General features: G+C 44.0%; 19 protein-coding genes. 15 read left to right on the top strand and 4 right to left on the bottom strand.

Annotated elements, in window-relative coordinates; translation table 11 throughout:
• Positions 1-21 precede the first annotated feature (21 nt).
• The 9 genes from ACTHPG_RS14045 (at position 22) to ACTHPG_RS14005 (ending at position 15,527) form a co-directional block, all read left to right on the top strand.
• On the top strand, positions 22-3,975 hold the full coding sequence (locus ACTHPG_RS14045) for an amino acid adenylation domain-containing protein (RefSeq protein WP_440390047.1): 3,954 nt from the start codon (positions 22-24) through the stop codon (positions 3,973-3,975).
• A complete protein-coding gene (locus ACTHPG_RS14040; RefSeq protein ID WP_440390045.1) occupies positions 3,915-7,058 on the top strand; it encodes a non-ribosomal peptide synthetase in 3,144 nt (1,047 codons plus the stop codon). Before ACTHPG_RS14045 ends, ACTHPG_RS14040 begins: the two co-directional genes overlap by 61 nt.
• A gap of 90 nt (positions 7,059-7,148) precedes the next feature.
• Positions 7,149-7,859: a thioesterase II family protein gene (locus tag ACTHPG_RS14035; protein ID WP_440390043.1), complete on the top strand. Its 711-nt coding sequence runs from the start codon at positions 7,149-7,151 to the stop codon at positions 7,857-7,859.
• A 105-nt stretch (positions 7,860-7,964) separates the two neighbouring features.
• On the top strand, positions 7,965-8,972 hold the full coding sequence (locus tag ACTHPG_RS14030; protein ID WP_440390042.1) for a thiamine pyrophosphate-dependent dehydrogenase E1 component subunit alpha: 1,008 nt from the start codon (positions 7,965-7,967) through the stop codon (positions 8,970-8,972).
• A 21-nt stretch (positions 8,973-8,993) separates the two neighbouring features.
• Positions 8,994-9,977, top strand: coding sequence for an alpha-ketoacid dehydrogenase subunit beta (locus tag ACTHPG_RS14025; protein ID WP_440390041.1), 984 nt, complete (start codon positions 8,994-8,996; stop codon positions 9,975-9,977).
• 516 nt (positions 9,978-10,493) lie between these two features.
• Positions 10,494-12,464, top strand: a complete 1,971-nt coding sequence (locus ACTHPG_RS14020; protein WP_440390039.1) for an AraC family transcriptional regulator — start codon at positions 10,494-10,496, stop codon at positions 12,462-12,464.
• Positions 12,465-12,624: 160 nt separating this feature from the next.
• Positions 12,625-13,662 carry an NAD(P)/FAD-dependent oxidoreductase gene (locus tag ACTHPG_RS14015; protein ID WP_440390037.1) on the top strand — a complete coding sequence of 346 codons (1,038 nt, stop codon included), beginning with the start codon at positions 12,625-12,627 and terminating at the stop codon, positions 13,660-13,662.
• Positions 13,663-13,867: 205 nt separating this feature from the next.
• The gene (locus ACTHPG_RS14010; RefSeq protein ID WP_440390035.1) at positions 13,868-14,518 is read left to right on the top strand and encodes a hypothetical protein; all 651 of its coding nucleotides are present in this window, start codon (positions 13,868-13,870) and stop codon (positions 14,516-14,518) included.
• 532 nt (positions 14,519-15,050) lie between these two features.
• Positions 15,051-15,527: a hypothetical protein gene (locus ACTHPG_RS14005; protein ID WP_440390034.1), complete on the top strand. Its 477-nt coding sequence runs from the start codon at positions 15,051-15,053 to the stop codon at positions 15,525-15,527.
• A gap of 117 nt (positions 15,528-15,644) precedes the next feature.
• Here ACTHPG_RS14005 and ACTHPG_RS14000 read toward each other — a convergent pair whose 3' ends face one another.
• Positions 15,645-16,244, bottom strand: coding sequence for a thymidine kinase (locus ACTHPG_RS14000; RefSeq protein ID WP_339307205.1), 600 nt, complete (start codon positions 16,242-16,244; stop codon positions 15,645-15,647).
• A 175-nt stretch (positions 16,245-16,419) separates the two neighbouring features.
• On the opposite strand from ACTHPG_RS14000, the gene ACTHPG_RS13995 reads away from it, so the two are divergent.
• On the top strand, positions 16,420-16,632 hold the full coding sequence (locus tag ACTHPG_RS13995) for a hypothetical protein (RefSeq protein WP_440390033.1): 213 nt from the start codon (positions 16,420-16,422) through the stop codon (positions 16,630-16,632).
• 8 nt (positions 16,633-16,640) lie between these two features.
• On the opposite strand, the gene ACTHPG_RS13990 is transcribed toward ACTHPG_RS13995, so the two are convergent.
• Together ACTHPG_RS13990 and ACTHPG_RS13985 are read right to left on the bottom strand one after the other, a co-directional pair.
• Positions 16,641-16,988 (bottom strand): potassium channel family protein, encoded by a 348-nt coding sequence (locus ACTHPG_RS13990; RefSeq protein WP_278294294.1) that lies wholly within the window; start codon positions 16,986-16,988, stop codon positions 16,641-16,643.
• Positions 16,989-17,051: 63 nt separating this feature from the next.
• Positions 17,052-17,369 (bottom strand): DUF2627 domain-containing protein, encoded by a 318-nt coding sequence (locus tag ACTHPG_RS13985; protein WP_278294295.1) that lies wholly within the window; start codon positions 17,367-17,369, stop codon positions 17,052-17,054.
• A 224-nt stretch (positions 17,370-17,593) separates the two neighbouring features.
• Between ACTHPG_RS13985 and lpdA the strand changes: the two genes are divergently transcribed.
• The 5 genes from lpdA (at position 17,594) to lipB (ending at position 23,529) form a co-directional block, all read left to right on the top strand.
• A complete protein-coding gene (gene lpdA, locus ACTHPG_RS13980; protein WP_440390030.1) occupies positions 17,594-19,018 on the top strand; it encodes a dihydrolipoyl dehydrogenase in 1,425 nt (474 codons plus the stop codon).
• 139 nt (positions 19,019-19,157) lie between these two features.
• Positions 19,158-20,186, top strand: coding sequence for a thiamine pyrophosphate-dependent dehydrogenase E1 component subunit alpha (locus ACTHPG_RS13975; protein WP_440390029.1), 1,029 nt, complete (start codon positions 19,158-19,160; stop codon positions 20,184-20,186).
• Positions 20,187-20,188: 2 nt separating this feature from the next.
• Positions 20,189-21,175 (top strand): alpha-ketoacid dehydrogenase subunit beta, encoded by a 987-nt coding sequence (locus tag ACTHPG_RS13970; protein ID WP_210108620.1) that lies wholly within the window; start codon positions 20,189-20,191, stop codon positions 21,173-21,175.
• An 84-nt stretch (positions 21,176-21,259) separates the two neighbouring features.
• The gene (locus tag ACTHPG_RS13965) at positions 21,260-22,711 is read left to right on the top strand and encodes a dihydrolipoamide acetyltransferase family protein (protein WP_440390027.1); all 1,452 of its coding nucleotides are present in this window, start codon (positions 21,260-21,262) and stop codon (positions 22,709-22,711) included.
• 110 nt (positions 22,712-22,821) lie between these two features.
• Positions 22,822-23,529, top strand: coding sequence for a lipoyl(octanoyl) transferase LipB (gene lipB / locus ACTHPG_RS13960; RefSeq protein ID WP_440390025.1), 708 nt, complete (start codon positions 22,822-22,824; stop codon positions 23,527-23,529).
• Between the two features lie 26 nt (positions 23,530-23,555).
• Here the strand turns inward: lipB and prli42 are convergent, their stop codons facing one another.
• Positions 23,556-23,657 carry a stressosome-associated protein Prli42 gene (prli42, locus tag ACTHPG_RS13955; protein WP_017687624.1) on the bottom strand — a complete coding sequence of 34 codons (102 nt, stop codon included), beginning with the start codon at positions 23,655-23,657 and terminating at the stop codon, positions 23,556-23,558.
• Between the last annotated feature and the right edge of the window lie 8 nt (positions 23,658-23,665).

The raw sequence follows: 23,665 nt of genomic DNA, 5'->3' as shown, positions 1-23,665 counted from the left end.
ATGCAAACCGGGGGAGATTGTTTGAGTAATCCTAATATTCAGGACATATATTCTTTAACACCGTTGCAAAAGGGCATGCTGTTTCAAAGTGTTGCCAATCCAAACTCTACGGCTTATTTCGTGCAGAACCATTTTGATATCGTAGGTGATCTCAAAGTTGATATCTTCGAACAAAGTATAAACATTTTGATCGGGAGGCACGATATTTTCCGCAGTGTGTACAGTTTGTCTGTCCCCGAACAACCACTTCAGGTCGTGTTGAGGGAAAGAACGCTTAAGCTTCATGTAGAAAATATCGAAGATATGGGAAAGGATGAAGTAGAACGATACCTGGAAGAATTTCTGCAAGAGGACAGGAAACAGCCTTTTGACCTGAAACGTGGCCCGCTTATGCGAATCAGTTTATTGAAGACAGGACCAGATGTTTATCATTCTGTATGGAGCTTTCATCATATATTAATGGACGGATGGAGCCTGCCTCTCGTTCTTCAAGAAATTAATCATATTTATCGTCGATTGATGCACAAAGAGCAAATTCATTTACCTACTTCACCTTCGTATGGGAACTATATCGAATGGTTGCAAGAGCAAGATGAGTCTAGAGCATCAAATTACTGGAAGGATTATTTGGCGGGATATGATCAAGCGGTTCAATTGCCATTGGGTAACCTGGAAAGCGATGGAGCCTATGAACCTGAAAATGCCATGTTTTCTATCGGGGAAGAGGAAACGAAAAGGTTAACGGAACTGAGCAAAAGGTTAAATGTGACATTAAATACGTTATTCCAGACGATGTGGGGAATTGTGCTTCAAAAATATAACAACTGCAACGATGTTGTTTTCGGCAGCGTGGTTTCAGGAAGGTCTGCACCAATTCCTAATATAGAGCAAATGATTGGATTGTTCATTAATACCATTCCCGTGCGAATAGCGAATGCGGGTGAGGATCGTTTTTCCGATTGCGTATATGCCAACCAAAAGAAAGCGCTAAATTCGGTACAATTTGAGCATCATCCATTATTCGAAATACAGTCCCAACTTGATATGAGACAAGGTTTGGTTAATCATATTATGGTTTTTGAGAATTATCCAGCCACATCTCTGGAGGCGGGGAAAGACTCGGCACCTTTTAAGTTGGAAAATATGAACGTACATGAACAGACAAGTTATGATTTTAACATTATGATCCTTCCCGGAACGAACATAAAAATATTGTTCAGGTACAATGCCAAAATTCATGAAAAAGCGGATGTTGAGCAGAATTACAGTCATTTGTTGAACATTATACATCAAGTTTTACAAGATCCAGAGATTCGGGTGAAAGAGATAGAACTCACGGATGCTGCTTCGAGGGAAGTATTACTGAAAGATACGAATAAAAGAACTTTTGTAGAGACAGAGGGCATGTTAATTCACCAATTGTTTCAGGTACAGGCTGAGCAGTATCCAATGAATGTAGCATTGGAGTATGGCGATGTCCGAATGACCTACAGCGAATTGAACGAACGCAGTAATCGAGTAGCTAATCACTTGATCAAGCAGGGCATTGGACCTGAAAGTTTGGTTGGGGTAATGCTTGGACGTTCACCCGAGCTTATTGTGGCCGTTTTGGGAGTTTTGAAGTCGGGAGGGGCGTATGTTCCGATTGATCCTTCCTATCCTACTGAGAGAAGGGAGTACATGCTCCGAGACAGTAAAGTGGAATTCTTGATTACTGAGGAGCATTTGTTGGAGAATACGAATTATCAAGGAAAGAAAATAATAGCAGCTTGTTTTGAAACACTTGACGAAGAATCCGTGAATCCAAGTACCGACTGCCGAACGGACAGTTTAGCCTATGTAATCTATACCTCAGGTTCAACCGGCAACCCAAAAGGCGTACTGATTGAGCATAGAAACGTGATAAATTATATATCCAGTTTTGCTGAAAAAATTGGTGTGCGTTCTGATGACAGCATATTAGCTTTAACCACGGTATCTTTTGATTTGTTTGTTACAGAGGTACTGCTTCCTTTGACCAAAGGTGTGAGAATCGTATTGGCTGGAGACGAAGTTAAAAATGATGCCAATCTATTATACAAGTGTCTATTAAAGCATAAAGTTACAATTCTACAAACAACGCCGTCCACAATCCGCATGTTAATGAATATGAATGTGGATTTTGGAGAGTTAACCGAAATTTCAAAGGTATTAGTAGGTGCAGAACCATTTACAGAGCAATTGTACACAGGGCTGCGCAATCTACCAAACGCCGACATCTACAATGTATACGGCCCTACTGAGACAACGGTTTGGTCTACCGTTAAATCTATGGTTTCAGCGGACTCGATCACCGTAGGAGAACCTCTGGATAATGTACACATAATTATTTTGGATCAATTTAATAAGATCCAGCCTACTGGAGTCGAGGGAGAGATTTGCATTTCGGGCAGGGGGGTAGGCAGGGGGTATCTCAATAACCCTGAATTGACAAGCGAAAAGTTTATCGACCATCCTTATATTCCTGGAGAGAAGCTCTACCGAACTGGAGATTTGGGTAAACGGTTGGCAAGTGGCGAATTTATCTGTATGGGTAGAATGGATTTTCAAGTCAAAATCCGGGGACACCGTATCGAATTGGGAGAAATCGAACGAAACTTGCTTCGTTTCAACGGAATTAATGAATGTGTTGCAGTGGCGAAGCATAACCAGGATGTTCCTTATCTTGTTGCCTATTTGACCACGGACATATCCTTAAATCCCAAAGCTATTCGTAACTACCTGCAGGGGGTGCTGCCAGATCACATGGTTCCTTCATATTTTATGGAGTTGGACCAAATGCCTTTGACGCCAAATGGAAAAATCAATCGGAAGGCGTTGCCCGACCCCGATGGCATTATTCAGTCTCTGTCTGCATATGAAGAGCCGAAAGATGAAATTGAACTCAAATTGGTGCGAATTTGGGAAAGTATTCTGAAGTCCTCGACGTCTGAAGGGCATCAGTTGACGGGGCGCAATGAAATAGGAGTCGCCGATCACTTTTTTGAATTGGGAGGACATTCTCTCAAGGCAACCTCATTAGTTTCCCGCATTCAAAAAGAATTTAATATTTCAATGCCTATTAAAGTAGTGTTTGAGCGTCCCACGGTTAAAGCTCAGGCAGAATGGATCCGAGGACAACATGATCGGCAAGAACTACACACGACAATATCACCTGCGGCTCAAAAAGACTATTATCCAGTATCATCTGCCCAAAAGCGAATATACGTTCTAAGTATGTTGGAGGGAATGGGACAGACTTATAATATGCCAGGAGGAGCAATCTTAGAAGGAGATTTGGACATTTCCAGGCTGGAGATGGCGCTACAGTTGCTTGTTGACAGGCATGAAGCACTTCGGACCTCTTTTGAAACGGTGCTGGGCGAACCCATGCAGAGAGTGGATTCTACAGCAAAAATCCTTTTGGAGAAATGGGAAGTTTTAGATGATGAAAATGAAGAGCAGGCTCTTCAACGTTTCATTCGTCCTTTCAATTTGAACGCGGCCCCATTGATAAGAGCGGGATTGGCTACCATCGGGGAAAAGAAGATTCTACTGGTTGATATGCATCACATTATTTCAGATGGGGTGTCTTTGAATATCATCATGAAGGAACTAACTGCGTTATATAACGGTGAGAAGGTTCCTGAACTCCCAATTCAGTATAAGGACTACTCGGAATGGCAACACCAACTGTCTCAGTCCGATCTGCTCAAAAAGCAAAGAAACTATTGGCTAAAAGCTTTCGAAGGAAGTTTGCCTGTACTTGATCTGCCGACAGATTACCCAAGACCCGCCGTGCAAAATTATCATGGAGAGCAGATAAACTATAAGTTGTCATTAGAAATGAAAGAAGGACTTAAACGGTTGGGGCGGATACGGATAGCACGTTATACATGGTTATGTTGTCGGCGTATAGCATACTCTTATCCAAACACAGTGGTCAGGAAGATTTAGTCGTGGGTTCTCCCATCGCGGGAAGACAGCACTCGGATGCCGAAAAAGTTGTAGGGATGTTTGTAAATACACTTGCAATGAGAAACAAGCCGGAAGGTAACAAGACCTTTAAGGAGTTTCTGAAGGAAGTGAAGGCCAATGCTCTTCTAGCCTATGAACATCAAGACTACCCGTTTGAAGAACTGGTCGATGAACTGAACGTAGGCCGGGATATGAGCCGTAACCCGTTGTTCGACACAATGTTTGTGCTCCAGAATATGGAGAAAAACCAGTTGCACCTGGAAGGCATATCTGCGTCCCCGATAAAACTTTTGAACAATACCGCTAAATTTGATTTGACGCTATATGCAATTGAAGAAAACGATGGTATTCAAGTTATTTTTGAGTACGGAACGGCATTATTCAAAAGAGAAACGATAGAACGCATGCATCTGCATTATGTGAATATTTTGCAAGAAATACTAAACAATCCAGATGATTCGTTATGTGAAATACAGATGTTATCAGAAGTGGAACGCGAGCAAATATTGTTTGAATTCAATGCAACAGAAAGAGAGTATCCGCAGGATAAAACGATCTACGAATTGTTTGAGGAGCAGGCTCGAAAAATACCCGAACATGTGGCGGTTGTGCATGATGGAAGCGAGATGACTTATCGTGAATTGGATGCACGCTCGAACCAGCTTGCTCGAATGTTGAGAAAAAGGGGAATTACGAAGTCTAGCGTAGTCGGGATATTGGTGAATAGATCATTGGAACTGGTCATTGGCATACTTGGTATCATGAAGGCGGGTGGCGCGTATCTGCCGATCAATCCGACTTTCCCAAATGAAAGAATTGTTCATATGGTTGAAGATAGTGACGTAGACATTATCCTGACAAACACTGAACATTGGGGCAAAGATCTATTAAATCGTTCATTGATGATTATTGATTTTGAGGACGAGAGCATTGAAGCCGAAGATTATGGAAAATTGGAACCAGCATCCACTGCTGAGAATACGGCATATGTCATTTTTACTTCGGGTTCGACAGGAAGACCCAAAGGTGTGTCTATAACACATCGCTCATTAGTAAACTTTATTTTCGGGATGGAGTCACAGTATAGTTCCAAATTTTCTACGGAGGATCGTTGCCTTAGCTTATCCAATATTGTGTTCGATGCCAGTGTCTGCGAATTGATTATGCCAATTGTTCTCGGTTCAACGCTGGTTTTGTACCCTAGACCCCACATGGTAGAGTTGCAGACATTGGCTCGAGTGTTGTTGGAGGAAAAAATCACCTTTACCTTTATCCCTCCTACGATATTGGGGGACTTATATTCTTTGCTCAAAAAAGATAGTGCGAAAATTCCGCTAAATAAATTGTTTGTTGGGGCTGAGCCAGTTAAAGACTACATGTTGGAAAGGTTTTTGGAACTGAATCCACAAATGGAGATTGTTAATGGATACGGACCAACGGAGACGACCATTTGTGCAACTGTATACAAATATGAAACTGGCAAGACGCATGGTGGGAACATTCCGATTGGCAAGCCTTTGTCCAACTTCAAGGTTTTTGTATTGGGTATGCATGATGTTTTGGTTCCAATAGGCGTACCTGGAGAACTTTGTGTTTCTGGAATAGGCTTATCGCCCGGTTACCTCAAAAGGCCTGAGTTAAATAATGAACGATTTGTAGATAATCCATATCTGCCTGGCCAGAAGATGTATCGAACAGGAGATATTGTAATGTGGCTTCATGATGGGAATATTCAATATCTAGGGCGGGCAGACAATCAAATCAAGATCAGGGGTTACCGAATTGAGCCTGGCGAAATTGAGAGACATTTATTATCCATTGAGCATATTGATGAGGCGATGGTCTTGGCACAGGATGATACAGATGGGAACAAATATTTATCTGCATATCTAGTTACTCAAAAGGATATGGAGACCTCGAGTTTGAGGAGCTTGCTCCTCAAACATCTGCCAAGCTACATGATCCCTTCTCAATTCGTATTCATCGAGTCCATGCCTCTTACGGTAAATGGGAAAATTGATAGAAAAGCCTTAATGCAGCATGTGCCGTTGAAGGGGAAAACAAACAAAGAATATGTTGCTCCTTTTACTGAATTGGAAATGAAACTCTCCGCAATATGGAAGGAACTGCTGAATGCCGAGCGGGTGGGGATTACCGATCAATTTTTTGAAATAGGGGGCCATTCTCTTAAAGCCATTCAACTAATGAATGCCATTCAGGTTCAAATGGGTATCGAGGTACCTCTTCAAGTTATTTTCGAAACGCCTACTATTGAGGGGGTCTCCAAATTTATAGAAGGAAGGGAGAATTTAAGCAGCGACAAGGGACATATTGTACCTCTGAATGCCAGAGGCCATAAGGCCGTATTTTGTTTTCCACCCATGCTTGGCTTGGGGATCGTATTCAAGGGAATAGCCGACCTACTCCAAGATGAATACACTTTGTATGGTTTGGACTTTATAGAGGATGACAATAGAGTTATGGAGTACATTCAGTTAATTACGGATGTTCAACCGTGCTCTCCTTATACCTTCATGGGATACTCTGCGGGTGGAAATTTGGCCTTTAAAGTTGCCGCTGCAATGGAGGAACAAGGTTATGAAGTCTCTAGAATCATAATGCTCGATTCAGAGAGAATGGAACATGTGGTAGATGATGTACAACGTGAGATCGAAGGAACGGTGGATCAGGCTTTAAATGCGTTGGATGAACATCTGTTTCAATTCATCAACGATGATTCGCTTAATATGTATCTAAGCAGCTCCGATTTACGCAGTAAAATCCGCCAAAAGATGATAACGTACATTTCGTATATTAACAGCAGAGTTGACGATGATAGGGTACAGGCGGACATCCATCTTCTCAGAGCCCGGCAAAACGCATCCGACTGCAACGAAACAATAAAGCAAGTGAATTCCTGGTCAAATTCTAGCTCCGGGAAGGTGATGGAGTATCCGGCATATGGTATCCATATGGAAATGTTGAATGATCAACATATATACAACAATACAGAAATAATAAAAATAATCATGCAAGAAACCAGTCTTGCACTGAAGCCTTGATGCAATAACTAAAACCCTGTGTAGCCTCACCTCTTCTATTTGAGATGAGGCTTTTTTCACAAGGTAATAACCCAAGTGAGGTATAGAAGAATGAAGAAGGTTAACTTGTTTTGTTTCCCATACGCTGGAAGTTCGGCAATGATCTATTCCAAATGGAAAAAAGACATTCATGAACAAATTAATCTTGTGCCTGTTGAACTGGCAGGTAGAGGGGGGAGAATAGAGGATGAACCATACACTTCCATTAGAGATGCGGCCAATGACGCATACCATCAAATCCAATCTTATTTGAACCAAGGTCCTTTTACTTTTTTTGGGCATAGCATGGGCAGTTTAGTTGCATATGAACTGGCTCATGAAGTTCTAGAAAAAAAAGGGTTACAACCGGAACATATTTTCTTTTCGGGTAGAAGAGCCCCTCAATGCCCAAATCAGGGCCTGCCTAAGCATCTGTTGCCTGAAACAGCTTTTAAGAAAGAGTTGTCACTTATGGGTGGCACACCATCGGAAGTGTTGGAAAACAAAGAGTTGAGTGATTTATTCCTACCATTAATTAGAAATGATTATAAAATCGTTGAAACATATGAATATAAGAAAAAAGTTACTGATTTAAAATGTGACATATCTGTATTTTATGGTAAGACTGATGAGATTTCATATTCAGAATTAATGGGATGGGAGGAACATTCTTCGGGAAGATGTGAGTTGATTGAGTTCGAAGGTGGTCATTTTTTTATCAATGAACAAATGAAAGAGCTGTTGAGAGTTGTTAACAATAAAATTGATCTAATCCTAAAATAGTGAGAGGTTTCATTTAATTCCAAAAATTTGATTTTGTCATACAGAAATAGTAGTATAATAAATTGATATATTAGCACTTAAATGCAATTAAAGGAGGTATTTTCTATGAGCGAAGCTGGTATAGAAGAACGCCATCTTCATAATTCCCTTGGGTTGACAGATGAAGAAGCTGTTGAAATGTATAAAACCATGGTCTTGGCACGTAAATTTGATGAACGTAATTTGTTGCTTCAGCGTGCAGGTAAAATAAACTTTCATGTTTCAGGTATTGGACAAGAAGTAGCACAAGTTGCTGCTGCATATGCCCTTAACAAGTCTACAGATTACTTCCTTCCGTATTATCGTGACTATGGCTTGGTTTTATCTTTAGGGATGAGTATCCAAGAACTAATGTTATCAGTATTTGCAAAAGCCGAAGATCCCAATAGTGGAGGTCGTCAAATGCCTGGCCACTTTGGATATAAAAAGCTTCGGATAGTCACCGGCTCTAGTCCGGTTACTACGCAAGTACCCCACGCGGTTGGTATAGCATTGGCGGCGAAAATGAAAAATCAAAAGTTGGTAAGTTTTGTAACCTTTGGTGAGGGATCCAGCAATCAAGGGGATTTTCACGAAGGTTGCAATTTTGCGGGAGTCCACAAACTTCCGGTCATTTTAATGTGTGAGAATAATCAGTATGCCATATCTGTGCCCATCCACAAGCAACTTGGCGGACGGGTTGTTGATCGCGCCCGGGGCTATGGAATTGAGGGTGTAAGAGTCGATGGAAACGACGTATTCGAGGTATACAAAGCCGTAAAAGAAGCCAGGGAGAGAGCGATCCGCGGAGAAGGACCGACGCTGATTGAAGCCATGTTATATCGACTTTCTCCGCACTCCACTGCGGATAACGACTTATTATACAGAACGAAGGAAGAAGTAGAGGAGAACCGAGCTAAGGACGGAATACCCAAGTACCAACAATATTTAATCGATTGTGGAGTATGGAGTGCTGCTCATGAGGAAGAGTTGCAATCGCAAGTTAAAAAACAAATCGATGATGCGATAAATTATGCGGATAAAGCCCCGTTACCAACGCCTGAGTCTTCGTTGGACCATGTATATGCAGAATAAATTAGAGGGGGAGTACGGTCAATGGCAATCATGAATTATGTATCAGCAATTCGTCTTGGTATGCAGGAAGAATTGGCGAGGGATGAGAACGTCTTTGTTTTAGGTGAAGATGTCGGAGTCAAGGGCGGGGTCTATACAACGACAAAAGGACTTATCGATATGTTTGGCGAAGAGCGGGTTTTGGACACGCCGCTTGCTGAGTCCGCCATCGCCGGTGTAGCGATCGGGGCAGCTATGTATGGAATGAAACCGATAGCTGAGATGCAGTACTCTGATTTCATGTTTCCGGCTACCAATCAGATTATCAGTGAAGCAGCCAAAATTCGTTATCGCTCAAATAACGATTGGAGTTGTCCGATTGTAATTCGTGCTCCTATTGGAGCTGGGGTATTTGGTGGACTCTATCATTCCCAATGTGCAGAATCGGTGTTTTTTGGCACCCCAGGTCTTAAAATTGTAGCTCCCTATAGACCTTATGATGCAAAGGGATTGCTGAAAGCCGCAGTTAGAGATCCTGATCCTGTATTGTACTTTGAGCATAAGAAATGCTTTATGCTAGTGAAGGGTGAAGTTCCGGAAGAGGACTATACGGTACCGATTGGCAAGTCCAATGTGCTTCGTGATGGAACTGATATAACAGTAATAAGTTACAGCATGCCGCTTATGTTTATAGAAAATGCCGCACAAGAACTTAATGAAGAAGGGATCTCTGCACATGTGCTAGATTTACGAACACTTCAACCTTTGGATAAAGAAGGAATACTTGAGGCTGTTCGAAAGACAGGAAAAGTGCTGATCGTGCATGAAGACAACAAAACAGGAGGCGTTGGGGCGGAAGTATCGGCTATAATTGCCGAAGAACTTCTCTTCGAATTGGATGCACCCATCATGCGACTGTGCGGCCCGGATACTCCAGCGACAACTTTTCACGCACCAGGAGAAAAATACTTTTTATTGAACAAAGATAAAGTAAAAGAGGCAATGAGAAAACTTGCTCTTTTTTAACCGGATTTTCAAGGTTTAGGAATTCAACTTTAGATTGGTTGCGTATATTATACTAACGTACATTTACAAAGAATAGAAATAAAAAAACATTACTTACAAGGAAATAATAATGTAACAGGTTTTCTGTATTACGATTTGTGAGCCTGCGATCCATATTTAAGTGTATTTCTATAGGAGTTTAAGAGAAAAAGAAAAAGCAGAAAAACATATGTTGAATAAAAAGCTGCCGACGGCATGCTTTTTTTTATTCTCGTCAAAAGGAAATCTCACGCTAAACGTCCAGGAAATGATATTTTGAACCATAACACGTATGAAAAGTCCTGTAATAACTAAAGTGTTTTGAAGCAGTTTTACCAATAACTAATGAAATAAAGTAGTTGATAATGAAAATTATTATCATTTATAATCAAGAGAGAGAAGAGAATCCCTGTTACATAATGTTGAAAGATGCTTAACAAAGATAATTACTTGTCAGAAGATTGTTATATGATTGAGGTCAGGATTGGAGAGTATTCAATGCAATTAGACGAACAGATGAAATGCTGGAATCTTTCCGCTGTTAAGGTTCTGGATATACGCCGGATTGTTATGGAGGAAGGTGAACAACTGAGTTCCTATACGCTTCCGGCAAATGTTTTTATATATACGATACGAGGATCGGCTGTGCTTCAGTTGGATGGGCGAACACATAACGCAGAGCGATTTTACATGCTTCATGGGGCTAAAGGAACTTCGCTGGATATCCAAACCATTGAAGATTTCGAATATATTCTGCTCTATTACAGAGCCTTTCTTGCCTTTCCGAGTTATCGCAAAAAGTGGTTATTGACACAGCCTGAGGCTACACCTTTCTCTTTGCAATATGGTTTTACGCCAAATAGTCCGCTTAGACTATTACGTTACCTTGACGAGATTGAAGAAGCATGGGCACAGTCTGGGAGTCTGGATTTACTTCGCACAAAGAGTTTATTTTACCAATTCATTCATGAAATGATGGTTCAGCTAACAGAGCAAGAGATCAAAACAGAACTTGCTGACCCGGTAAAACAAACACTACGTTACATACAGAACCATTATAGGGAACAGGTCACACTCGATTCTCTGGCTGAACAATTCAACTATAGCTCTCGTCATTTATCCATGCAATTCAAACGAAAAACCGGTTACAGTCCGATTGATTATTTAATTCAGACTCGAATCGCCAAGGCGCGCACTCTGCTTCTACGTTCTGATGCAACGCTGAGTGAAATTGCAGCAGAAGTGGGTTATTCGGATATGTACTATTTTAGTCGTATTTTCAAAAAACATGTGGGGATCTCTCCGATCCTGTATCAACGAAAGATGAGAGAAGAAGCGAAAACAGAGGATCGTCCATTGCAAATATCTGAATCGTCCATTGGCCGAAGATGGATGTCGGGATATATTGATTATGAGAATCATTATCAATATATTGACGGAGGGTCTACACCAATGAAAAGAAGAAAAACAAGTTCAAGTATGATTATGGTCGCTTTATTGAGCATCACGATGCTTCTCTCAGCCTGCTCTTCAGGTACAACCATACCAACAGCTGGCGAAGGAACGGGTGCCAGTTCCAATAACAGCAGCACGTCCGTGTCATCAGACACAGGAAGCCAGACCAACAAAGACAATGAAACACGCACGGTCTCGACCGTTAAGGGCGACGTCGTTGTTCCAGCGAACCCTAAACGGGTTGTTGTTCTGTATCTCCAGGGAGATGTCGTTGCACTTGGAATTAAGCCAATCGCTACCTCAGATGTGTATGACGGGGCTGCCTACAAGAGTGAGCTTGAAGGTGTAAATGCACTCGGTACCTGGTTTGAACCAAATCCTGAAGCTGTCATTGATCTTGATCCGGATTTGATCATTGTTCCTTCAGAAGAGACGTATATGTTATTAAAAGATATTGCACCTACGGTATATATTCCATATGAAAAATTGTCTACAGAAGAAAGACTGCACAGTATAGCGAGTATTTTTGGCAAAGAGCAGGAAGCCGAGACGTTAATCACCAATCTGAACACCAAAGTTGAAAAGAGTAAGAAGACTCTTGCAGATGCAGGCATACTGGACAAAACGATCTCCATTGTGGAGGGTGGTTTGAAAGGCATGAACATTGCAGAGAGCAAACAATATGGCCGAGGATCTCAGGCGGTATATGAGTACTTGGGAATGAAAGCGCCTGAGGTTGTACAGAAAAAAATTGATGTGGTTTCGGAGGAAGCCGGCTCCAGTATTTCCATGGAAGTACTGCCTGAATATATCGGAGATTATGTGTTTCGCTCTGTATATGATGGAGCAGATAACTTGACGGATAATCCAATATGGAGCAGCATCCCTGCGATTAAGGAAGGTCGTCTGATTGAGATTGATTTTGATTTCTTCTACTATTCAGATATCTATTCAATCAATAAACAACTTGATTTTGTCGTTGAAAAGCTGTTGGAGGCTCCAAGAGCGCAGTAGTGAAAGAGCGGAGTTGCTCTTAAATGTTTTGTCCAAGAAATGTTTGTTTTTTAGCCATTGTATTTTGATAAGATTACCAGTACACTAGGATTTAAGTGATAATGAGAATCGATATCAAATACTCGATGTTCTGGATCGAATTAACGGAGGTATTTTAAATATGAATCAGCAGTTGGAACTCTATGATGTAACCATTATCGGCGGTGGCCCTGCGGGCATGTACTCTGCCTTTTATAGCGGCATGCGGGACATGAAGACCAAATTGATTGAAGCACGTGACAGATTGGGCGGTCGCATGTTATTTTATCCGGAGAAAATGATCTGGGATGTCGGGGGTGTGACGCCAATCCTGTGTGAGGATCTGATCAAACAATTGGAAGAACAGGCACGCACTTTCGAGCCGACGCTTGTATTTGAACAACAGATCGAAGGATTTGAGCGTCAACCTGATGGCACAATTCTGTTAACTTCTACAACAGGTGAACAACACTGGACACGTACCGTCATTTTGGCAATCGGTTATGGCATATATAAAATGGCCAAGCTGGAGCTTGAAGGTGCAGACCGTTATGAGGTTAGCAATCTGCACTATACCGTGCAGGAACTCGAGCCATTCCGGGGTAAACGCGTACTGATCTCGGGTGGAGGCGACTCTGCTGTAGACTGGGCGAATGAACTGGAAGCACTGGCAGAGCAAGTGACGGTTGTGCATCGTCGTGACCGTTTTGGCGGGTTGGAGCGTAATGTACTGCGCATGAGAGAATCCTCAGTAGATGTCCGTACACCTTATGCGGTAGAGACATTGCATAGTTTGAGTGGCGATGTGATTGAGCAGGTGACCATTTCACACGTGGAGACAGGCGAAACTGAACTGCTTGAGGTCGATGCAGTCATTGTAAACCATGGCATGAAGAGTGATTTTGGTCCAATTCGGGATTGGGGTCTTGATCTCGGCGAATGGCACGTCACTACAACGGAGAGATTACAAACGAATATACCGGGCGTATTTGCCGCAGGTGATTTTGTAGATTATGGTAGTAAACTGTATCTGATTGCGGGTACTTTCACTGATGCTGCTCTTGCGGTGAATAGTGCAAAGCTTTACATGGACCCTGAAGCGGAAAAAGTGGCTTATGTATCTTCCCATAACAGTCGATTTAAGGAGAAGAATAAAGCTCTTGGTGTGGTAGAAGAATAAATGGTTACATTTGGATACGATCAAGATGACTTCGGGTTAATCCCGAAGTCATCTTTTTTGCATAAAGTGGGTAATAAGAAGGCATAATTGCACAAGATGGAGTAGGCCCCGAATTGAACATGTACTACCAAATGTCTATAATAAGCCAGAGATACAGGAGAAGGACATCAACATACAATAACTAGATCAGAGTGGAGTGCAGCGTATGAAAAAGGGATCACAGCCACAGCGAGGTTTCACCTTCATTCAGCGGTGGTTCAAACGATCTGATAAAAAAAAGATCAAATGGTCTGAAATATATCTCGCACTTGCCGGGGCGCTTCACCGCTTGTTGGTTGAAGGACGGCGTGAACGTACAGCAGCCAAGCGGCTGCAACAGGACTTGCCCGTTAACGCATTGGGCGAGATGAAGCTGGAGCCGGGAGATATTGTGTACACGCCAAGCTCTGAATCAACGTATTATGCCGGGCATATGGGTATTATCGGTCTCGACGGCAAGGTGTATCATGTGCACCCTTATGGGCCTGTATTTGCTGATTCATTAGAGTGGTATCTCACGCGGTTCTATGAAGGAGATCGCTTCATTGTATTCCGTTCCAGACTGAATGAGGCAGGCGTAAAAGCAGCCGGGTGGGTACAGGACCATTACAAGCAGGTGAAATTCTACCGTTTGCAGACTAATTTGCGCAGCATTGAGCGTAATTACTGCTCCAAGTTTATATATCAGGCTTATCAGTTCACATCCGGACTGGATCTGTGGAGTCGCAAATTTACCCGAATGAATCAGGGTTATATCTATCCATTTCGAATTGAGCGTTCATCAGAGCTGGACGTTCTGGGAACTTTTTATAAATAAGGTTGGAACCGACTAAATTACTGTTCTTCCGAAATGAAGGAAAGCAGGTTCTGTCGGTTTTTTTTATATGTGTAGAGATTAAAAACAGGAAAAACGCTCAAAACGTCGAATAGATTATGAGATAGGCATGCACAACTTGGAATCGTATACATAAAAAAGACGAGATAATTTTTAGCCCAGAGAACCAAATGACGACGAAGTAGGCGAATGAGAAAGAGTGAAGCGAGATGAAATGGCCGGTCTTCTTACAACGATTCCGACTGAACAAAAACGTAGTGAAGCTATCGGACTATACCCCAAAAAAGGAAAGGAGGCACTACTGTTCCATATGCAAGAAAAACGTTAAATCGGTTGTGCATTATGCGGCTCCACAGGGAAATGTTTCAGGTGTATGCAGTTCTTGTAAGTCTTTGGCGGATGAACGAGGAATGTTTCCCATTTAATAAGAAGAGATGCGCTCAGGAAATAACAATTCTTTGATTTATGCGCGTTTTTGTAGTACATTAGCAAATGTATTCGAAGGAGGATTCTAATGTACTCAGGTAGACAAGACGATACTTTATACATCATGACCTACACCTTAAACAGCGGTATCAAGGGTACGGTTCCACTGTCTAATAAGCAGATTATTGAGTGGCTGGATTGCTACAGAAATGAGAAGCGCTTCGTGACCGAAATCGGCAAGGAGTTTTTTGGATTGAATGCAGCATTGGTAGCAGACTTCAAGGTACAGAATCATTTATCGGATTATCAGCAGACCATTATGCCTACACAGCAGCAGGATAACCTGGAACGCTTGTCCAGTGCTTATAAATCAACCGAGTTATTAATGAAGATTGATTGTAAATGTGGCACGGCTTATGTGACAGAATCTCCATACAAACGCACAAAATGGTACTGCACAAAGTGTAAAGAGATTGTATTTTTGGATGCCAAAAAAGGAATGGTGGAAACGTCGCGTGGTGACGCTTACTACATGACCAACAAATATTTTGTTTCCCGGGACTAGCGGGAAGTGACTCTGGAAGCATCGCTGTGAAGCGGTGCTTTTTTGTGCGATTGATTTGCTTCTATAACAAAAAAGCCCCAAGGGGCCTTTTTGGAAGATATCAAAATCTTTAGGAATTTATGATGAACATTCAACTTTGTGAGGAGGAATGAAGCAGCAACGACAGCGCGGCTCGTAAGCTTCTGAATCGCCAATCATAACAACCGGACCCAAAGTAACGGGCTCCCCATTGACGATACGTTGCGTAAAGGCCGCGTCCGGGCTACCGCATACTGCACAGAAAGCCGAGAGTTTCTCGATATCATCTGCCATGGCAAGCAAACCGCCAATATATCCGAATTCCTTACCACGGTAATCCATATTAAGTCCATCCACAATGACATGTTTGCCACAATACGCTAGCTCCGAGACCAGTTCCATAATGGCACTGCTGAAAAATTGTACTTCATCAAATGCAACAACATCAGCATCTATAGTTTGGTTCAAGATCATTTCTACGGATTCCGTGGTTAATTGCCGGGGAATGGAATGAGCAGGTAATCGATAACCAATTCGGCTCACGATCTCGTCCTGGGCAAACCGATCATCCTCGGCTGGTTTGTAGGCTACCACCTTTTTACGGCCAAATTGAATTAATTTCTGACAACGGCGAATGAGTTCACCGGACTTTTCACTGAACATGGGTCCAGTAATTACGGTAATACGTCCTGTTTGCACGGTGCTGCTACTCCTCTCACATACGGGATTCAACAAAAAAAGCGACCATTACAGAGTACCACAAAATCTTTGGTAAGAGCCAGAACTAATCTGTGCAGCTTTGTGTTACTATATGGAATGTTAAGCCGTTGGTTCCGGCAGCTGTTACTAGGAGTTATGAAAAGAGGTGTTTACGATGAGTGAAGTGTTAACATCACTTCAAGAGCGATATGAAAGCTTGAAAGGGCAGGCCTCTCTGGATGAAGCGACACAAGCGTTAATTGCAGAACTGTTCGCAGAAGCGGAGCGACTGCAAGCAAGTAATCTGACGTTGCGCAGAACGATCCTGAAGTCTTCTTCCAAAGAATCACGTATGTCTACCAAACTGCGGGATGCCTTATACGAATGACCCGGGGCTTACTCCGGGTCCTCTTCTGTCTTTAATTTGCGAGGGAATAGAATACCTGCTGTAATTCTGGCAATCATGGCAAAAGTGAGGCCAATGCCTGCAAACATGTAGATCACGGTAAAGGCTTTGCTGAATCCGGAGGATGGCACAAATTCAGGATGTCCCACCGTAGTCAGGGTAACCGCGCAGAAGTATAACGCATCGATCCAGTGCAGACCTTCAACGCGAGTATAAAACAAAGTGCCTGACAGCAACGTTGCTGCCGTTAACGCGAACAGAGCCAGAAACTTGGGGTCTTTGAACGCATGGAAAATGCCTTTAAGCAGTCGTTGTAACGTGATTAAAAATGATACCATGATGATCCATCCTGTCTATGTAAAATAGGCGTTGTGTTGTATAAACACACAAAAAGCCCGGACTCATGGAGTCCTTCCGGGCGTCTCTGCTTTTTCGGGTACATTTTTGGACCGGAAACGGGGACCTACATAATTACGCTTGCGGTCACGGAACAGGATCCAGCCTCCCAGAAAACTCATACCTGCGGCAAACAGGACAAGTCCACCGCCAAAGGAAAGCCACTGAAACCCTGGTGAAATCAGTTCGTTCCCGTGCTCGGCATAATATAGGAACAGGGCATCTTTCATCATCAGAAAACCCTTCATTGCCATTAAACCGGGGATGACCAGAACAACAATTGCCAGGAATCGCGCAAAGACCAATCTTGTATTCATGAGCATTATACCCTTTCTGCCAAAGTCGACATTAAATAAAGGTTACGCTTACAGATCATACCTCATTCCATCATAGCTTGGAATGCATAGGCTGTCCATGTGTGATTGCTTCAAACTTTGAGTTGACCGCTTAAGGAGAGTACAATGGCATATAGAGGGTATCAGACAAACCATGATTCAAGCCATCATAAATTATATTGAAAATTGATTCATAAAGGAGAGCATGAGAGATGCCAATTACATGTGATGTTGCAATTCTTGGAGGAGGGACCGGTGGATATGTTGCCGCGATCCGGGCTGCACAGCTGGGGAAACAGGTTGTAATCATTGAGAAGGACAAGCTGGGTGGAACATGTCTGCATCGTGGCTGTATTCCAAGTAAAGCTTTGCTGAAGAGCGCGGAAGTGTACGCCGAAATTCAGGAGAGTGAGACGTATGGTATCGAGACTAATGGAGCCACGCTTGTATTTCCCAAGGTACAGGCGCGCAAGGATGCGATTGTGGAGCAGCTTCATCAGGGCGTTCAATATTTGATGAAAAAAAATAAAATTCAGGTCGTACATGCAAACGGGCGCGTTATTGGACCTTCCATCTTCTCCCCGCAGAGCGGAGCGGTCGCTATAGAATTCGAAGATGGGGAAATGGATACGGTGGTGCCGACCAATCTTATTATTGCAACTGGTTCACGTCCACGCGTGCTGCCTGGTCTGGAACCGGATGGCAGGTTTATTATGAGCAGTGACGAAGCACTGCGTATGGATGAGCTTCCTGCATCACTTATTATTGTCGGTGGTGGTGTGATTGGACTGGAGTGGGCATCCATGCTGAATGACTTTGGTGTAGACATCACGGTGGTCGAAGCAGCTGCTCACGTGCTGCCTGCCGAGGATGAGGATGTTGCCAGAGAAATGCAACGATTGCTTGGCAAGCGGGGGGTTCGTTTCCTGACAGGAGCCAAGGTTCTAACAGAAACGTATAGCACGGATACAGAGGGCATCCAGATTGATGTGCAGCTTGGTGATGATAAGCAGGAAACGCTGAGAGCAGAGAAAATGCTCGTGTCAGTCGGTCGCCAGGCTAATGTCGAAAATATCGGACTTGAAAATACAGATATCAAACTGGAACGTGGTTTTATCGCCGTGAACAAACATTTACAGACTGGTGAAAGTCACATCTACGCCATTGGCGACTGCATCGGTGGTCTACAGCTCGCGCATGCGGCAAGTCATGAAGGCATTCTCGCTGTCAATCATTTGGCGGGGGAAACGGTACATGCCGTTGAATCCCACCGTATTCCGCGTTGTGTGTACACACGTCCGGAAGCAGCCAGCATTGGATTCACCGAGCATGAAGCGAAAGAACGTGGCTATGACATCAAAACAGGCAAGTTCCCATTTAAGGCGATTGGTAAATCGCTCATTCATGGAAGTCGTGATGGATTCGTGAAGGTGATCGCAGATGCCAAGACGAATGATATATTGGGGGTACATATGATTGGAACCCATGTGACGGAATTGATCGCGGAGGCTTCTCTGGCTCAGATGCTGGATGCTACACCATGGGAAGTCGGCCAAACCATTCATCCACACCCTTCTCTGTCGGAAATCATGGGTGAAGCCATGTTGGCGGTCGATGGAAAGGCCATTGGAATGTAAGCCAAACAGGCTTATAAGAAAGGTTCTTTCCTTTTTTGGGTAAAAGGGATTATAATAAGGTTAAGCCAAGTCTTAGTACCAGGTTATAAGATCGGGTAGTAAGAGTGGCACAGGCTTTGATTAAAAGGAGGTACCTCATATGAGTTCACAAGGTACTGCAGACACGGTCCATCGGCATCAACAGCTGGGACTTAGCGATGGTGAAGTATTGGATATGTACAAATACATGCTGCTCGCACGCAAGTTTGACGAGCGTTGCTTGCTCTTGCAACGGGCTGGCAAAATTAACTTTCACGTATCCGGTGTAGGACAGGAAGCTGCGCAAGTAGGCGCCGCTTTTGGTCTGGATCGGGATCACGATTATTATTTACCTTATTACCGCGATTATGGCTTTGTACTGGCGGTAGGCATGACTCCGCGTGAGTTGATGCTGTCTGCTTTTGCAAAAGCGGAAGATCCGAATAGTGGCGGTCGGCAAATGCCGGGTCACTTCGGTCACAAAAAGCTGCGGATTGTGACGGGCTCCAGCCCGGTTACAACGCAGGTTCCGCACGCTGTCGGGTTTGCGTTGGCAGCCAAAATGAAGAAGCAGAAATTTGTTTCTTTTGTTACGTTTGGTGAAGGATCAAGCAACCAGGGCGATTTCCACGAGGGAGCCAATTTTGCAGGTGTACACAAGTTGCCTGTCATTATTATGTGCGAGAACAACCAGTACGCGATTTCGGTTCCGATTCACAAGCAGCTTAGCGGTAAAATATCGGATCGTGCACTCGGTTACGGATTCCCTGGATTGCGCGTAGATGGTAACGATGCGCTCGAAGTATACGCTGCTGTGAAGGAAGCACGTCAACGTGCCATAGCTGGCGAAGGACCTACACTAATTGAAGCAATGATGTATCGTCTCTCTCCTCACTCCACTTCTGACAATGATCTGGCATACCGGACCAAGGAAGAAGTTGAAGAGAATTGGAAGAAGGACGGCGTACTTCGCATGAAGAACTATCTGATGGATTGCGGCATCTGGGACGAAGCCCGGGATGTGGATCTGGCTTCCCAGCTTGCGCTGGAAATGAAAGAAGCAACTGAATATGCAGACAACGCACCATATCCGAAACCTGAGGACACATTGACGCACGTTTATGCGGACAGCGAAGAAGGGGGACGGTAAGTATGGCAGTGATGGAATATATTGATGCAATCCGTCTCGCGATGAAGGAAGAGATGGATCGGGATGAAAATGTTTTTATTCTCGGTGAAGATGTAGGGGTCAAAGGTGGTGTGTTTACCACGACCAAAGGGTTGCAGGATCAGTTTGGAGATATGCGTGTCATGGACACTCCGTTGTCCGAATCAGCTATTGCAGGTGTTGCCATTGGTGCAGCGATGTATGGCATGAAGCCTATTGCCGAGATGCAATATTCGGATTTCATGCTGCCAGCAACAAACCAGATCATTAGTGAAGCGGCCAAAATCCGTTATCGTTCCAACAATGACTGGAGTTGTCCAATTGTTATCCGAGCGCCAATCGGTGGCGGAATCTTCGGTGGGCTGTATCACTCCCAATGTCCGGAATCGATTTTCTTCGGTACACCTGGTCTGAAAATTATAGCGCCCTATTCGGCATACGATGCCAAAGGATTGCTCAAAGCGGCCATTCGCGACCCGGACCCGGTCCTCTTTTTTGAAAATAAAAAATGCTACAAACTTATCAAGGAAGATGTGCCTGAGGATGATTACATCGTTCCGATTGGTAAAGCCAACGTACTTCGTGAGGGTGCGGATATTACGGTGATCGGCTACAGCCAACCGCTGCATTTTGTAATGCAGGCTGCTGAGGAGCTGGAACGTGAAGAAGGCATTACAGCACACGTTCTGGATCTGCGAACATTACAACCGCTGGATCGTGAAGCGATTATTGCTTCCGCTCGTCTGACAGGCAAAGTGCTGATTGTACATGAAGATAACAAAACGGGTGGTGTAGGTGCCGAAGTTGCCGCGATTATTAGCGAGGAATGTCTCTTTGAACTGGATGCACCGATTCAGCGTCTCTGTGGACCTGACGTGCCGGCCATGCCAATTAGCCCAACCATGGAAAAATTCTACATGCTGAACAAGGATAAAGCGAAAGAAGCGATGCGTGCACTTGCCGAATATTAATTTGTGAAGGTAGTGTAAATACCCTTTTTGAGAATAGTAATCGTTTGATAAAAGGTTAAAAGCCAAGTTAGGAGTGATAATCAAATGGCTGAACGTATGAAATGGATCGAGGTCATTATGCCGCAATTGGCGGAATCGCTGGTCTCGGCTACCATAGGCAAATGGTTGAAAAAACCGGGCGACCGTGTGGAACAGTACGAGCCGATCTGTGAAGTAATCACGGACAAAGTCAATGCCGAGATTCCATCCACTGTGGATGGCATTATGGGTGATCTTTTGGTGGAAGAGGGCACGACAATTGCTGTTGGTGAAGCAATATGTCGCATGCAGGTTGCAGCTTCTGACGAAGAAGCGGCTGAGCAGATAACACAAGTATCGCAGCAACAGGAGCAAATGCAGCAACATGTAAGCCATACTCCTGTTACCGCCTCAAATACAGCAGGACATGATGCCAACCAGCCGATGCGTAATCGGTATTCCCCGGCAGTGCAATCCTTGGCGGCAGAGCATGGCTTGAACTTGCAAAGCATCCAGGGTACTGGAGCAGGTGGGCGTATTACCCGGAAAGATGTGCTGGCATTTGTTGCACAGGGAGGTAACGCTGCTGGATCGTCTGTGTCTGCACCAGCATCATCTCCAGTAGCTCAGCATGCACCTTCTGGTGTGCCGTCTACTTCTCCATTCAGCGGAGTGAATCGTGGAAATGGAGAGATGGGATTAACCGCTGGAGAAGCGATCTCAGCGTCCGATGCAGGCGTTCCTGTGAGACATTCAGGCATTCATCTAACCGAAAGTCCGAAAATTCCACAGATCGAAGTGGAAGGCGGCGGCCAGGGAAGATCGGAGTATTTCATCGATGTTACCCCTGTGCGTAATGCGATTGCGCGGAATATGCGTCAGAGCGTATCGGAAATTCCGCATGCATGGACGATGATTGAAGTGGACGTAACCAACCTTGTGATGCTGCGCAATAAACTCAAGGATGAGTTCAAGCGCAAGGAAGGTATCAATCTGACATATCTGTCCTTCATGATGAAGGGAGTCGTTAACGCGATCAAAGACTACCCAATCATGAACTCGGTATGGGCAGTGGACAAAATTATCGTCAAACGGGACATTAACCTGTCCATGGCGGTAGGAACCGAAGATTCCGTACTTACACCCGTAATCAAACATGCCGATCAGCGTAATATCGCAGGTCTCGCCCGGGAAGTGGATGAACTGGCTCGCAAAACACGTGAAGGTACATTGAAGCTGGACCATATGCAGGGTGGCACGTTCACGGTGAACAACACAGGCTCATTCGGTTCGATCCTGTCCCAGCCAATCATTAACTATCCACAGGCAGCGATTCTTACATTCGAGTCGATTGTCAAGAAGCCAGTAGTTATTAATGATATGATCGCTGTTCGTTCGATGGCTAACCTATGTCTGTCGCTGGATCACCGAATCCTGGACGGCGTAATCAGCGGACGTTTCTTGCAACGTGTCAAAGAAAACCTTGAAGGATATACCATGGAGAGCACGGTGTATTAAGTCAATAGTTGACGGAAAGTGTATGTGCCGGAGGCCGTGCACTTTTCCTGCTGTTTATAGACTAGTGCCCAATTGTACATTGAACCTGAAGCAGAAGGGTGTGGGGAATCATGAGCAAGCCGCTGGATGTTGCATACATACCGATGCTTGATTATGAAGAGGCTTGGAACCGCCAGAAAGCGATTGTGCAGCAATTGGACGAGGGCGAGGGAGCGGAGCAGATGCTGCTTTTACAGCACCCGCCAACGTATACGATTGGTTCACAAAATCATCCGGAGCATCTGCTTCTCAGTCCGGAAGAGTTGCGTGAGCAAGGGATTTCTTTGTTTCAAATTGACCGCGGTGGTGATATTACTTATCATGGCCCGGGCCAGCTGGTAGGGTACCCGTTATTGATTCTTGGTCGGGATGAAGACTTGGATCTACACGGCTACTTACGAAAACTTGAGCAGGTACTCATGGATTATCTCGCAGACCAAGGCATCACAGCCGGACGCAAAGAGGGGTACACGGGTGTATGGATTGGCGATATGAAGATTGCTGCAATCGGCATCAAGTTTAATCGTTGCAAACACCGCCGCGGTTTCGTAACCAGTCACGGGTTTGCTTTTAATATCAGCTCGGGTATTCAACATGCGGGTTTTCAGGGGATTGTTCCTTGTGGGATTGAGCAGTACGGCGTAACGTCACTGGAGGATATAACGGGTAAGTCTTATACAGTGGAGCAGGTAGCAAGCGAGATTGTCTTGTACTTTAATCGCATTTTTCCATACCAAATCAACTGGATTAGCGAAAAAGAAGCCCTTCAACGTCTGTAAACAGACCGTCGAAAGGCTTCCTGTTGCTATCCGAACAGTAACGGTTCGAGAGCTATGAAAAGGGTGGACCCAATCATGGCGATCAGCATGAGATAGATGATAATTTTGAACCATTTCTTTTTTTGCATGATGAGAG

The sequence above is a fragment of the Paenibacillus sp. SAF-068 genome (assembly GCF_051967555.1).
In the GTDB taxonomy this organism is placed as follows: domain Bacteria; phylum Bacillota; class Bacilli; order Paenibacillales; family Paenibacillaceae; genus Paenibacillus.
The sequence above is the reverse complement of the archived record's forward strand: the minus strand, read 5'-3'. Positions and strand labels throughout refer to the sequence as shown.

Excerpts from the sequence above, each read along its gene's own strand:
- ACTHPG_RS13985 (WP_278294295.1), bottom strand. The coding sequence starts at position 17,369 with ATGCTCATGAATACAAGATTGGTCTTTGCGCGATTCCTGGCAATTGTT.
- ACTHPG_RS14020 (WP_440390039.1), top strand. The coding sequence starts at position 10,494 with ATGCAATTAGACGAACAGATGAAATGCTGGAATCTTTCCGCTGTTAAG.
- ACTHPG_RS13970 (WP_210108620.1), top strand. The coding sequence starts at position 20,189 with ATGGCAGTGATGGAATATATTGATGCAATCCGTCTCGCGATGAAGGAA.
- ACTHPG_RS14010 (WP_440390035.1), top strand. The coding sequence starts at position 13,868 with ATGAAAAAGGGATCACAGCCACAGCGAGGTTTCACCTTCATTCAGCGG.
- ACTHPG_RS13965 (WP_440390027.1), top strand. The coding sequence starts at position 21,260 with ATGGCTGAACGTATGAAATGGATCGAGGTCATTATGCCGCAATTGGCG.
- ACTHPG_RS14025 (WP_440390041.1), top strand. The coding sequence starts at position 8,994 with ATGGCAATCATGAATTATGTATCAGCAATTCGTCTTGGTATGCAGGAA.
- ACTHPG_RS14015 (WP_440390037.1), top strand. The coding sequence starts at position 12,625 with ATGAATCAGCAGTTGGAACTCTATGATGTAACCATTATCGGCGGTGGC.
- ACTHPG_RS13975 (WP_440390029.1), top strand. The coding sequence starts at position 19,158 with ATGAGTTCACAAGGTACTGCAGACACGGTCCATCGGCATCAACAGCTG.
- ACTHPG_RS14005 (WP_440390034.1), top strand. The coding sequence starts at position 15,051 with ATGTACTCAGGTAGACAAGACGATACTTTATACATCATGACCTACACC.
- ACTHPG_RS14035 (WP_440390043.1), top strand. The coding sequence starts at position 7,149 with ATGAAGAAGGTTAACTTGTTTTGTTTCCCATACGCTGGAAGTTCGGCA.
- prli42 (WP_017687624.1), bottom strand. The coding sequence starts at position 23,657 with ATGCAAAAAAAGAAATGGTTCAAAATTATCATCTATCTCATGCTGATC.
- ACTHPG_RS14040 (WP_440390045.1), top strand. The coding sequence starts at position 3,915 with ATGGTTATGTTGTCGGCGTATAGCATACTCTTATCCAAACACAGTGGT.
- ACTHPG_RS14030 (WP_440390042.1), top strand. The coding sequence starts at position 7,965 with ATGAGCGAAGCTGGTATAGAAGAACGCCATCTTCATAATTCCCTTGGG.
- lpdA (WP_440390030.1), top strand. The coding sequence starts at position 17,594 with ATGCCAATTACATGTGATGTTGCAATTCTTGGAGGAGGGACCGGTGGA.
- lipB (WP_440390025.1), top strand. The coding sequence starts at position 22,822 with ATGAGCAAGCCGCTGGATGTTGCATACATACCGATGCTTGATTATGAA.
- ACTHPG_RS13995 (WP_440390033.1), top strand. The coding sequence starts at position 16,420 with ATGAGTGAAGTGTTAACATCACTTCAAGAGCGATATGAAAGCTTGAAA.
- ACTHPG_RS13990 (WP_278294294.1), bottom strand. The coding sequence starts at position 16,988 with ATGGTATCATTTTTAATCACGTTACAACGACTGCTTAAAGGCATTTTC.